Source organism: Telluria antibiotica, from assembly GCF_011682055.1.
Classification (GTDB): Bacteria; Pseudomonadota; Gammaproteobacteria; order Burkholderiales; family Burkholderiaceae_D; genus Telluria; species Telluria antibiotica.
This window is the reverse complement of sequence record NZ_JAAQOM010000002.1, coordinates 280,387-293,834: the sequence shown is the minus strand read 5'-3', so window position 1 is coordinate 293,834 and position 13,448 is coordinate 280,387. Positions and strand designations below refer to the sequence as shown.

Below are 13,448 nucleotides of genomic sequence, written 5' to 3'. Positions count from 1 at the left end.
CGCCTTCACACGGCCGCCCCGTCGCGTTAAGATGGCGCTCTTCAGGCTTCGCCGGCACGGCGGGGTGCGCGCGTTGCAGGAGCGAGTCATGGCATTCATTTCCATTCGACGTCCGGCCGGATGGGACGCCGCGATCGCGGTGGCGGCCGCCTGCCTGGCCGCCACCGCGGTCGCGCGCGCGGGCGAGCTCGAGGTGCTCCATTACTGGGACGTGGGCGACGACGCCAAGGCGGCGCAGGTCTTGAAGGCCACCTTGCGGCGCCAGGGCCATACGTGGAAGGACTTCGCCGTGTCCGCCGACGGCAACGGCTTCCCGCTGTCGCTGCTGCGGTCCCGCGTGTTGTCGGGCAATCCCCCGTCCGCCGCCCAGATCAAGACACCCGTGATCCAGCAATGGGCCCGCGAAGGCGTCCTCGCCGACGTGGACGACGTGGCGCGCGCCGAACACTGGGATACGATCCTGCCGAAGGCCGTCGGCGACGCGATGAAGTACAAGGGCAGCTACGTCGCCGTGCCCGTCAACGTCCACCGGATCAACTGGCTGTGGATCAACCTGCGCGTCCTCAAGCGGGTGGGCGCACGCGTGCCGGCCACGTGGGACGAATTCTTCGCGGCCGCCGACGCGATGAAGCGGGCGGGCTTCGTGGCCGTCGCGCATGGCGGGCAGCCATGGCAGGATTTCCTCCTGTTCGAAAGCGTCGCGCTCGGCGTGGGCGGGCCGGACTTCTATCGCCGGGCGTTCGTGGCGCTCGAGCCGGGCGCACTGGCGGGGCCGGACATGGAACGCGCCCTGCAGACGTTCCGCCGCATCAAGGCCTACACCGACCCGGCGGCGATGGGCCGCGACTGGCTCGTCGCGTCGGCGACGGTCGTCACAGGGGAGGCCGGCATGCAATTGATGGGCGACTGGGCCAAACCCATGTTCCAGGCCGCGCAGAAAAACGCCGGGATGGAGTTCGCCTGCGTGCCCGCACCCGGCACGGCGAAGGCGTATTCGTTCGCCGTCGATTCGTTCGCGCTGTTCAAGGTGAACAGTCCCGCCAAGATCAAGGCGCAGAAGGACTTCGCGTCGGACCTGCTTTCCCCTGCCGTGCAGCAGGCGTTCAACCTCGCCAAGGGGTCGATTCCCGTCCGCCTGGGCCTCGACCTGGCGGGTTTCGACCAGTGCGCCAAGCTGTCGGGCGCCGCGTTCGATGCCGCCGCGCGCGCGAACACCCTCGTGCCCAGCGTCTCCATGTCGCTGCCGCCCCCGATCGAGGACGCCATGCGCGACGCCGTCAGCGCCTATTGGCATGACGACCGCATCACCGCGCAGGCGACGATGCAGCGCCTCGTCGCGGCCGCCCGGCTGCGCCAGGACGGCAAGTCCGTTGCGGGCGGTCGCTGAGTTTCCTACTCAATATTTCTTGCCTGTTGTAAAAAATCATGAACGTGATGTCGTTGACATTGCGTAAGCATCAAGCGTAGACTTCATTAACGATAAATTAATCAACGTGAATTCGCGTTAATGACGTGGCGTCATCGACGCAATGCCCGAAGGGATCCGGAACGGCGCGCCTACAGTTTATCTCCTCTGCTAACGCAGATTTTGGGGCAGCCTCGGCTTGCCCCTTTTTTCATCCTGCGCGCCCGGCGCCACGGCGGACGCATCCATCATCACCGGGAGGATCACCGCCATGCGAAAACTGCTTCTTTCACTGCTGTTCCTCGTCGCCGCGGGCGCGCATGCGCAAACGGACGTCATCGACCTCTGGCCGGAAGGCGTGCCGAACGTGCGGGCGAATCCGGGGCCCGAGCGTGTCGACGGCGATCGCATCAGCAACGTCTCGCGGCCCACGTTGACCGTGTATCCGGCCGCGATCGACCGGCCCGCGCGCACCGCCGTCATCGTCTGTCCGGGCGGCGGCTATGAATTCCTCTCGTTCACGCGCGAAGGGCGGCAGTACGCACAGTGGCTGTCGAGCCTTGGCATCACCGCGTTCGTCCTCAAGTCCCGGCTGGGCGACTACGGCCATCCGGCGCCGCTGCAGGACGTGCTGCGCGCGATCCGCACGGTGCGCGCGCAGGCGGCGAAATACGGCGTTGCGCCGGACCGCATCGGCGTGATGGGCAGCTCGGCCGGCGGCCACCTGGCGGCCAGCGCGGCCACCTTGTACGACCAGCCGGCCGGGCGCACGGGCGCGCAGCTCGATGCAGTCAGCGCGCGGCCCGACTTCGCGATCCTGATGTATCCGGTGATTACGATGGACCCGTCTGCCGCGCACATGGGGTCGCGCCAGGCGCTGCTGGGCGCGCATCCGTCGGCGGAACTGGTCCGGCTGATGTCGGTGGAGAAGCAGGTGACCGCGCAGACGCCGCCCACGCTGTTGATGCATTCCCAGGACGACGGCGCCGTGCCGATCGAGAACAGCATCCTCTTCTTCCAGGCGCTGACCCGCGCCCACGTGCCGGCGGAGATGTATTTCTTCGAGCGGGGCGGTCACGGCATGGGAATGAACCCCGGCCTCGGCAATGCGTCGAACTGGCCGAAGCGCGCCGAGGACTGGCTGCGCGACCGCCATCTGATCGTGCAATAACCACTTCCCCCAACCTCCGTGAAGCCGGCCCCCGCAGGCTTCACCGCCATCTAGCCTTCCCCCGCTGGCACGACCGTGTCCGCGTCCCCTCCGCCAGCAGTCCCCGCGTCCGCCGCGTTGGGCGACCCTTTCCAGCACATTTTTCGGCCCGCTACCTTGACCTCGTTCACTCTTCCACACTATTGACAGTGGGAAACATTGAGGTTTAGACTGCGTTCATATTCATTAATTCTCACGGAATATTTCGTTAATGTCGTTGCCGACTCGGCTGCCAACCGAGCGCGGACAACGCAACCGTCACCAGTGCAGGCCTGCGCCGGCACCGTGGACGGGCGACGAAGCCTTGCCGAATCCGCACGACGGCCGACACAGATCGGCGCGTGCATCCGGGCCCGATCGGCAAGGCAGGGCAGGCTGGGACACCGGAACCAACCCGAGTAACAGAAAGCGTGTTTTCCACCGTTTTGCCGGTCGAGTCCGGCGCGGCTGAACACGCCCGATACCGAGCACAACCATTTTCCTTTCAGAGCGGAGAAATCGTGAACAGGACTCACAACTTCATCATCCCGGCACTCGTCGCCGGCCTTCTCGCAGGCTGCAGTGGCGGCAGCACGACGCCGGGCGCGGCGGGCACGGCACCGGCCATGACCGCGGCAACCGTCGGCTCGGCCACTACCTGGACGAGCGCGAAATGGGGCGGTGGCGGCTACGTTACCGGCGTGATCTACCATCCGGTCAATTCGAGCCTGCTGTACGCACGCACCGACGTCGGCGGCGCCTACCGCTGGAACGCGACCGATTCGACGTGGACGCCGATCACCGACGGCATCGGTTGGGGCCCCAACGAAGGTCAATTCCACGAAGTGGAGAGCCTGGCCCTCGACCCGAACAACGACCAGTTCGTCTACATGGTCACCGGCGATGGCGCGACGTCGTACCCGGCTCCGAAAGGCCGGATCTATATCTCCAGCGACCGCGGCACTACCTGGACGCACTACGACCTGCCGTTCGCGGTGGGGGGCAACGATGACGGCAGGGCCTACGGCGAACGCCTGTCGATCGACCCCGAACTGCCGTCGATCATGTACTATGCCACGCGCCAGGACGGCCTGTGGAAGAGCACGGATTCGGGCCACACCTGGAACCAGGTCACGAGCCTCTCGAGCATCAGGCTGACCAACGGCGGCCAGGTGTACGGCACCCAGCAGGTGGTGTTCGATACCTCGAACCGCGGGACGGGGACGCAGACCTGGGTCATGTGGGCCACTGTCAACCCCGACTACGCCAAGGCGGCGGGCCTGACCTCGTCGCTGTACGAGTCCACCAACGGCGGTGCGACGTGGGCGCCGGTGGAGGTACCGTCCGCGGTGTCCGGTTACTACATCCCGCACGTCGTGCGCGCCGCCGACGGCTATTTCTACTTCGCGTTCAACCAGACCGGCGGCCAGGGCAGGCCCGGTCCCGGCTTTGTCTACAAGTTCGGCGGCGGGGCTCATGGCGGAACCTGGACCCAGTTGCTGAGCACGACCGGCATGGGCGTCGGCGGCCTGGCGGTCAACGGCACCGGCTCGACCACCCGCATCGCGGTGGGCATGACGAGCTGGTCCGACAGCAGCAAGCAAATCCAGGTGTCCGACGACGCCGGCCTCAACTGGCATGAAGTCGAGGCGAACATGCCGCATACCTCTGACGACTGCAAGGGCTGGATCGAGGGCGTGACGATCGACCCGGCGAACCGCGACCACATCATGCACATCCACGGTGGCGGCATCTGCGAGACCACGAACGCCTCCTCGGCGACGCCGACCTGGAGTCCCAAGGTCAACAACCTGGAAGAGACGGCCACGTTGGCCGCCGTCGCGGCCCCGGCCGGCGCACCGTACAAGCTGATCAACAGCGCGGGCGACATCGGCACCTGGCTCGTCTCGGATCTCACGACGCGGCCGACGAAGGGGCCCATGAACTGGTGGAGCAGCGGTAACGCGGCCGACCTGGCGTGGGCCGATACGAGCTATATCGCCGCGACCGGCGTCGACAATGCCAACGGCCATGTCGTCAAGGCCTTCTGGTCCGGGGACGCCGGCAATACCTGGTCGCAGTTCGCGTCGCTGCCCACCGGCGGTTCGGCGAGCTCGAGCCAGGTGCAGAGCGTGGCGGTCACGTCTCGCAACAACCTGGTCTGGGCACCGCAAGACTCGGTGCCATCGTACAGCACGAACAGCGGCGCGACCTGGACGCAGACCAACCTGCCGGCGTTCACCGCCACCTGGAACGGCTACTTCCGCGCCTACCGCCTGGCCGCGGACCGCGTGAACCCGAGCAAGGTCTATGCCTTCGATTCGGGTGGCGCAAACTGGAGCGGGCAGCCGGGCAAGGTCTACATCTCCTACGATGGCGGCCATAGCTTCGGGCTGAGCGGGATGTGGGGAGCCCAGAACATGACGCCGAACGGCTGGGGGGACACGTCGATGGTCGTCAACCCGAACGCCGAGGGCGACATCTGGGTGACTGACGGCAATTCCCTGTACCACTCGGTCAACTCGGGCTGGAATTGGGTGCAGGTCGGCTCCTTCGCGTCCGCCAATGGCACGATGGGCGCCACCAAGGTCGCGCTGGGCAAGGCGCAGGCGGGATCCTCGTACTCGGCCGCGATCTACGTGGAAGGCACGCTGAACGGACAGTGGGGCATCTTCCACTCCGACGATGGCGGCGTCACCTGGTCGCGCTGGAATGATGACATGCACCAATTCGGCGGCAACGCCGTGATGGTGGGCGACTGGAACACCTATGGTCGCATCTATGTGAACGGCGCCGCGCGCGGTCTGATCTACAGTAACTGAACAGGACGGTGTTGACGTACCCAACGAGCGGGGCAGTACCTAGCTGACGTAGTTGACGAATGCTGCGGCACCGGAAGGCGCCGCAGCGTTTTTGTTATATCTGATATTCAAAAAGCATATTGACGGTGAGAAAGTGTGGGAATTAGACTGAATTGATTCTCACTAATATTGATTCAGAATTCATTAATCTGGAATCGGGAACCGTAGGGCTGATTGCACACATAACAACAACGGTGCGTTTCACGCCGGTCTCGACGGGTGGAGAACCATCGCCACGTGACGCCGGCGGCGACACCGATCGCGGGACCTTGCCGCCAAGGTCAGCGCGGCGGAGCTACATTCCAATCGGAAAACGTCAAGCCCTTACAGAGGAGATATTATGGTTCGCAAGCACAACATCATCATCCCGGCCCTGGTCGCGGGCCTCCTGGCCGGTTGCAGCGGCGGCAGCACGACCCCGGGCGCGTCGGGCACCGCGCCCGTCCTCGCCGCCACCGTCGGCTCGGCCACCAGCTATACGAGCGCAAAGTGGGGCGGCGGCGGCTACGTCACCGGCATCATCTACCATCCGACCAGCTATAACGTCATGTACGCCCGTACCGACGTCGGCGGCGCCTACCGCTGGGAAGGAAACGGCGCGTGGACGCCCATCACGGACGGTATCGGTTTCAACGGCGGCGAGAGCATGTACCACGGCATCGAAAGCCTTGCGGTGGTCCCGAGCAACGACCAGCTCGTGTACCTGGTCGCCGGGTTGACCACGCTCGACGGCAACGGCCACAGGCAAAATGGCCGTCTGTATGCCTCCAGCGACCGCGGCACCACCTGGACGCACTACGACCTGCCATTCCCGGTGGGCGGCAATGAAGACGCCCGGGCCATCGGCGAACGCCTGCAGGTCGACCCGAATAATCCATCGACGATGTTCTACGCCTCGCGCACGGCCGGCTTGTGGAAGAGCACGAACGCGGGCCAGACGTGGACCCAGACGGGGCTGTCCAGCACCGTGCTCACCGACGCCCAGATCCAGTCCATCGGCAACGTAAGGGGCGTCGAGCAGGTCATCTTCGACAATTCGACCATCTATGCCGCCATCGCACCGGACTACCAGCAGGCAGCGGGCTTGACGTCGATCCTGTACAAGTCCACCGACGGCGGCACGTCGTGGACGCCGGTCACCGTCCCGTCCAACGTGATCGGCTACCATGTCCCGCACGTTGCGCGCAGCGGCGATGGCTATATCTACATCGCGTTCACCGAAGGCTCCGGACAGGGCGCCAGCGGTCCCGGCGTCCTCTACAAGTTCGGCGGCAGCGGCCACGGCGAGAGCTGGAGCCAGCTCGCCAGCAGCAACTACGGCTACGGCGGCGTGTCCGTGTACGGCACCGGCTCGACCACCCGCGTCGTGCTGGCCATTACCGGTGTCTGGAATACCACCGACCCCGTCATCCAGCTGTCCGACAACGCCGGCGCTCCCGGCACCTGGCGCGAAATCGCGGCCGGCATGACGCATTGGGGCACCGGAACGTCCGGGGGCTGGGTGGACGACGTCAAGATCGATCCGACCAACAAGGATCACGTCCTGCACGTGCACGGCGGCGGCATCTGGGAAACCTGGGGGGCATCGTCGACCACGCCGGCTTGGGACGTTCCGCTCAACAACTTCGAGGAGCTCACCACCTCGGCACTCACCACGCCGCCTGCAGGCGCGTCGTACAAGTTCGCCGCCAGCTTCGGCGATACCGCCACGTGGCTCCAGACGGACCTCGCGGCGCACCCGACCAAGGGGCCCAGCACCGACTGGGGCAACGGCTATTCCACCGACGTGCTGTGGTCCGATCCGACGTACATCGTCGGTAGCGGCTCCAACAGCTCGACCAACACCGCCTACGGCTTCTGGTCCGGCGACGGCGGCACCACGTGGTCGTTCTTCCCGACCCTCCCCAACGGCGCCGCCACCAACCTGCACAGCCAGGGGAACATCGTGACCACGGCCCGCAACAACATCGTATGGGCAGTCCCCAACTCGGTGCCGTCGTACACCACGGACAATGGCGCAAGCTGGACCTCGACCAACCTGCCGTCGCTTCCGGCCGTCGGCTGGGATCGCGGCTACCGCCTGGTCGTCGACCGCAAGAATCCGAACAAGGTCTATGCCTACGATTCGGCGGGCGTACCGTGGAATAACACGACGGGCAAGGTCTATGTCTCGACCGATGGTGGCCACAACTACACGCTGAGCCAGGGCTCGGTGTCGGCGAACCTGGCGCCGAACGCGTATTGGACCACGTCCATGGTGGTCAATCCGAACGTCGAGGGCGACCTGTGGCTGGCCGACGGCAATGCCGTGTACCACTCGACCGATTCGGGGGCCAGCTGGACGAAGCTCTCCGGCTTCGCGACGGTTCCGGCCAACGGTTCCACCGCCCAGTTGCAGGGCGCCAGCATGATCGCGCTCGGCATGGCACAGACCGGCAGCACGTACTCGGCCGCGATCTACGTCGTGGGCACGATGAATGGCGTGTGGGGCATCTACCACTCGGACGATGGCGGCGCGACGTGGGCCCGCTTCAACGACGATACGCACCAGTTCGGCGGTGTCGACGCGATGGCGGCCGACTGGAACACCTACGGCCGCATCTACTTCGCCGGCGCTGGCCGCGGAGTGCTTTACACCAACTGAGCAGTTTGTCCCTGACGTGGATCAAGACCGCTGCGGTACCGGAACCGGGCCGCAGCGGTTTTTTTCAAGATTGTGAATTCTGTTGACAGTGAAAAAATGCGAGTATTAAACTATATTAAATACTCATTCATTCTGCTCGCATATCCATTAATGCGAGCGGGTGCCCAATACCGGACCGTGTGTGCTGCTTGCCCAGGACGGTAAAGCCAACGAGCGCTGCCCAGTCGACGGAAGGTCGGCCGGGCGGGCGTGGTTCAATGTTCCATGTTCGACGCCGTACGCTGCCGTGACGCCATCGCGGTTTCCGGGTACGGCGAGTATGGTTTCTAATATATAAAAAACGTTAATGCGAGGCACGCTGCCGGATTGCGATCGAATACGTCGCCCCGGTACGCCTGCCACGACGTCGACGACAGGAAGCGCGCTGCGCGCCGGTCAGGCGCGGTCTTCCTTGTCGCCTTGCCGGACGGACTTCGGCATGCGGCAGGGCCGGCGCGGTGGGACTACGTGGATTCAGACCGGAAAACGGCAAGCCAATCATCCTTTCCTTTTAGAGGAGACACAATGAATCGGAAGCACAGTTTGGTCATCCCGGCGCTGTTCGCGGCGCTTCTTGCAGGCTGCAGCGGCGGCAGCTCCACCCCGGGCGCATCGAGCCCCGTCGCCACGGCCGGTCCCGTCATGGCCGCCACCGTCGGCTCGGCGACCGCCTACACGAGCGTCAAGTGGGGCGGCGGCGGCTACGTCACGGGCCTCGTCTACCACCCGACCAGTGCGAACGTCATGTACGCGCGCACCGACATCGGCGGCGCCTACCGCTGGAACAACTCGAACGGATCGTGGACGCCCGTCACCGACGGCATCGGTTTCAACGCGGGCGAAAGTACCTACCACGGCGTGGAAAGCGTCGCCCTCGATCCGACCAACGACAACAAGGTGTACCTGGTCACGGGCATGTATTCGCACGACTGGCAAGGCAACCCGATCAACGGTCGCATCTACGTCTCCGGCGACCGCGGCGACACGTGGTCGCACTACGACCTGCCGTTTCCGGTGGGCGGCAACGAGAACGCCCGTGCCGTCGGCGAACGCCTGAAGCTCGATCCCACCAATCCGTCGACGATGTTCTACGCGTCGCGCACGGCCGGCCTGTGGAAGAGCACGAACTCGGGCCAGACGTGGACCCAGACCGGATTGTCGAGCAAGGTGCTGTCCGCCAGCGAGATCCAGGCGCTGGGTAACGCGCCGGTGGGCGTGGAGCAGATCATCTTCGACAACTCGAACGTGGGCGGCGGCGCGACGACGTGGATCATGTACGCCGCCATCGCGCCGGACTACGTGCAGAAGGCGGGCCTGACCTCGACCCTGTACAAGTCCGTCAACGGCGGCTCCTCGTGGACCCCGGTGTCCGTGCCGTCCAACGTGGCCGGCTACTACGTCCCGCATGCGGTGCGCACCAGCGACGGCAATTACTACATCGCGTTCAACAAGACCGCCGGGCAGGGCGCAGGCGGTCCGGGCTACCTCTACCGGTTCGGCGGCGTGACCTTCGGCGAGACGTGGACCCAGCTCGCCACCACCACGCAGGGCGGCTATGGCGGCGTGTCCGTCTACGGTAACGGGTCGACGGCCCGCATCGCGCTCGCGGTGACCGGTACATGGAGCGCCGGCCAGCCGGTCGTCCAGCTGTCCGACAACGGTGGCGTCACCTGGCGCGAAATCGCGGACGGCATGCAGCATTGGGGCGGCGGGTATCGCGGGTGGGTGGACGACATCGAGATCGATCCGGCCAACAAGGATCACATCATGCACATCCACGGCGGCGGTGTCTGGGAAACCTGGAACGCGTCCGCCGCCAACCCGAGCTGGGACGCTCCAGTCAACAACCTCGAGGAAACCGCAACGCTGGCGCTCGTCACGCCGCCGGCCGGCGCGTCGTACAAGTTCGTCAACAGCGCGGGCGATATCGGTACCTGGGTCCAGACGGACCTCGCGGCGACGCCGACCAGGGCGCCGACGAGCGCCTGGAGCAACGGTAACGCCGCCGACGTGCTGTGGTCCGATCCGACCTACATCGTCAGTGCCGGCGTCATCAACAGCAACGCGGCCGCCTTTGGTGCCTGGTCCGGCGACGGCGGCAACACGTGGTCGAACTTCGCCACATTGCCTGCCGGCGCTTCGGCCAACACCGCCGAATCGGCGAGCATCGTGACCCCGTTCCGCAACAACGCGATCTGGGCGCCCGCCAACTCGGTGCCGTCGTACACGACGAACAATGGCGCGAGCTGGACCTCGACCAACCTGCCGGCGCTGGCCGGCGTCGGTCTCAATCGTGGCTACCGCCTCGCGGTCGATCGCAGGAATCCGAACAAGGTCTATGCCTACGATTCCGGCGGCGCCTCCTGGGCCACGGCCGGCAAGGTCTACGTCTCGACCGACGGCGGCCACAACTTCACGCTGAGCCAGGGTTCGGTGTCGGCGAATCTGGCGCCGAACGCCTGGTATGCCACCTCGCTGGCGGTCAATCCGAACGTCGAGGGAGACGTCTGGCTGGCCGACGGCAATGCCGTCTATCACTCGACGAATTCGGGTGCGAGCTGGACGAAGTTGTCCGGGTTCGGGACGATCGCGGGCAGCGGCTCGACGGGCCAGTTGCAGGGCGCCAGCGTCGTCGCCCTGGGCAAGGCGCAGACGGGCAGCTCGTACTCGGCCGCGGTCTACGTCGTGGGCGCGATGAACGGTGTCTGGGGCGTCTACCACTCGGACGACGGTGGCGCCACCTGGGCCCGCTTCAACGACGACACGCACCAGTATGGCGGCATCGGCGTGATGGCGGGTGACTGGAACACCTACGGCCGCATCTACTTCAGTGGCACGGGCCGCGGCCTGATCTACACCAACTGATTCGGGCCTCGCTGACGTCAGCGAACCGCCGTGGCGCCGGCAACGGACCGCGGCGGTCTTTCGTGCCGGCGCTCGGCCGGACGAATCCCGACTACCCATCACGACAAGCGGCAAGACCTTCGTTTTCGAGGAGACAGCATGAATCGGAACCACAACTTCGTCATCCCGGCGCTGCTCGCGGCGCTGCTTGCAGGCTGCAGCGGCGGCAGCTCGACGCCCGGCACCCCCGGCACCGCGCCCGTCCTTGCAGCCACCACCGGCTCGGCTACCAGTTTCACCAGCGTGAAATGGGGCGGAGGCGGTTACGTCACCGGCCTCGTTTATCACCCGACCACGGCGAACGTCCTGTATGCGCGCACCGACATCGGCGGCGCGTATCGCTGGAATGCCACCACGTCGTCGTGGACGCCCATCACCGACGGCCTCGGCTTCAATGGCGGCGAGAGCCGCTTCCACGGCGCCGAAAGCATCGCGCTCGATCCGAACAACGACCAGCTCGTGTACATGGTCACGGGCATGTACACGTTCGAAGGCAACGGCCGCATCTACGTGTCCAACGACCGCGGCACCACGTGGACCCATTACGACGTGCCGTTCCCCGTCGGCGGCAACAATCCCGCCCGCGCGATCGGCGAACGCCTGTCGGTCGACCCGAACAGTCCGTCCACGCTGTTCTACGGCTCGCGCACGGCCGGCCTGTGGAAGAGCACGGACGCCGGCCGCACGTGGGCACAGGTCACGTCGCTGTCCACGTTGCAGTTGACGAACGACCAGGTCAACACGATGGGCGGCTGGGTGGCAGGTGTCGAATCCGTCATGTTCGATACGTCGACGAAGGGCACGGGCACGCCGACCTCCGCGCTGTACGTGGCCATCGCCCAGGACTATGCGAACGCGGCGGGCCTGGCGTCGACCATGTACAAGTCCGTCGATGCCGGCGCGACATGGACGCCGGTGACGGTCCCGTCGCCCGTGGCCGGCTATTACGTCACGCATACGGCGCACGCGGCGGACGGTACGTTCTACGTCGCGTTCAGCGCGGGCGGCGGCCCGGGTGTCGCCGGTCCCGGCTACCTGTACAAATTCAACGGCGGCACGTGGAGCCTGCTCGCCAGCAATTCGTCCGCGGGCTACGGCGGCGTGTCCGTGTACGGCTCCGGTTCGACGGCCCGCATCGCACTGGGCGTCTCGAACACGTGGGGCTCCGGGCAGGTCGTCCAATTGTCGGTCGACGGCGGCAACACCTGGCGCGAAATCGAGCAGGGCATGCCGCACACGCCGGCCGGCGGCGCCGGCGGCTGGGTCGACGACATCGAGATCGATCCCAGCAACCCCGACCACATCTCGCACGTCACCGGCGGCGGCGTCATCGAAACGCGCAACGCGTCGGCCGGTACCCCGGCCTGGAGCGACAACGTCGCCAACCTCGAAGAGACGGCCACCAATGCGATCGTCACGCCACCGGCGGGCGCGTCGTACAAGTTCGTCGACAGCGCGGGCGACATCGGCACGTGGCTACAGACGGATCTCGCCGTGCGTCCGACCAAGGGCCCCAGCACCGCCTGGAGCAACGGCATCGCCGCCGACGTGCTGTGGTCCGATCCCACGTTCATCGTCGGCAGCGGTGTGCTGAATTCGTCCGGCACTGCGTTCGGCTTCTGGTCCGGCGACGGCGGCAACACGTGGTCGAACTTCGCGAAGCTGCCATCCGGTGCATCGACCAACAAGGGCGGTACGGCGAGCATGGTGGCCACGTCGCGCAGCAACATCGTGTGGGCACCGGCGAACTCCGTGCCGTCCTACTCGACGAACAACGGCTCCCGCTGGACGTCGACGAACCTGCCGGCGCTCGCAAGCCTCGGCTGGGACCGTGGCTACCGGCTGGTCGCGGACCGCAAGAACGCGAACAAGGTGTACGCCTACGATTCGGGGGGCGCGTTCTGGGGTACGCCGGGCAAGGTCTACGTGTCGACGAACGGCGGCCACACGTTCACGCTGAGCCAGGGTTCCGTGTCGGCGAACCTCGCGCCCAACGCGTACTGGATCACGTCGATGGCGGTCAACCCGAACGTCGAGGGCGACCTCTGGCTCGCGGACGGCAACGCCGTGTACCACTCGACGGATTCCGGTGCCACGTGGACGCGGCTGAACGGATTCGCATCGGTGGCGGCCACCGGCTCGACCGCACAGCTGCAGGGCGCCAGCGCAATCGCGCTGGGCAAGGCGCAGGCCGGCTCGCCGTATTCGGCCGCGATCTACGTCGTCGGCACGATGAACGGCGTGTGGGGCGTCTACCACTCGGATGACAGCGGCGCCACCTGGGCCCGCTTCAACGACGACACGCACCAGTACGGCGGCATCGGTGCGCTGGCGGCGGACTGGAACACGTACGGCCGCATCTACTTCAGCGGCACGGGACGGGGGATCGTCTACACGAACTGACGA

The 13,448-nt window shown here is 66.0% G+C and carries 6 protein-coding genes; all 6 read left to right on the top strand.

Features of this window, described 5'->3' with window-relative positions; all coding sequences use genetic code 11:
• The first annotated feature begins 88 nt into the window (after positions 1–88).
• The 6 genes from HAV22_RS04265 to HAV22_RS04240 all read left to right on the top strand — a co-directional run bounded on the left by HAV22_RS04265 (position 89) and on the right by HAV22_RS04240 (position 13,445).
• Positions 89–1,387 (top strand): ABC transporter substrate-binding protein, encoded by a 1,299-nt coding sequence (locus HAV22_RS04265; RefSeq protein ID WP_166856842.1) that lies wholly within the window; start codon positions 89–91, stop codon positions 1,385–1,387.
• A gap of 289 nt (positions 1,388–1,676) precedes the next feature.
• Positions 1,677–2,576: an alpha/beta hydrolase gene (locus HAV22_RS04260; protein ID WP_166856840.1), complete on the top strand. Its 900-nt coding sequence runs from the start codon at positions 1,677–1,679 to the stop codon at positions 2,574–2,576.
• 539 nt (positions 2,577–3,115) lie between these two features.
• Positions 3,116–5,416, top strand: a complete 2,301-nt coding sequence (locus HAV22_RS04255; RefSeq protein ID WP_208296050.1) for a dockerin — start codon at positions 3,116–3,118, stop codon at positions 5,414–5,416.
• Between the two features lie 379 nt (positions 5,417–5,795).
• Positions 5,796–8,099, top strand: coding sequence for a WD40/YVTN/BNR-like repeat-containing protein (locus HAV22_RS04250; RefSeq protein WP_166856838.1), 2,304 nt, complete (start codon positions 5,796–5,798; stop codon positions 8,097–8,099).
• A 564-nt stretch (positions 8,100–8,663) separates the two neighbouring features.
• Positions 8,664–11,003: a dockerin gene (locus HAV22_RS04245; RefSeq protein WP_208296049.1), complete on the top strand. Its 2,340-nt coding sequence runs from the start codon at positions 8,664–8,666 to the stop codon at positions 11,001–11,003.
• Between the two features lie 138 nt (positions 11,004–11,141).
• Entirely contained in the window at positions 11,142–13,445 is a 2,304-nt protein-coding gene (locus HAV22_RS04240) for a beta propeller repeat protein (RefSeq protein WP_208296048.1), read from the top strand.
• The last annotated feature ends 3 nt before the right edge of the window (positions 13,446–13,448 follow it).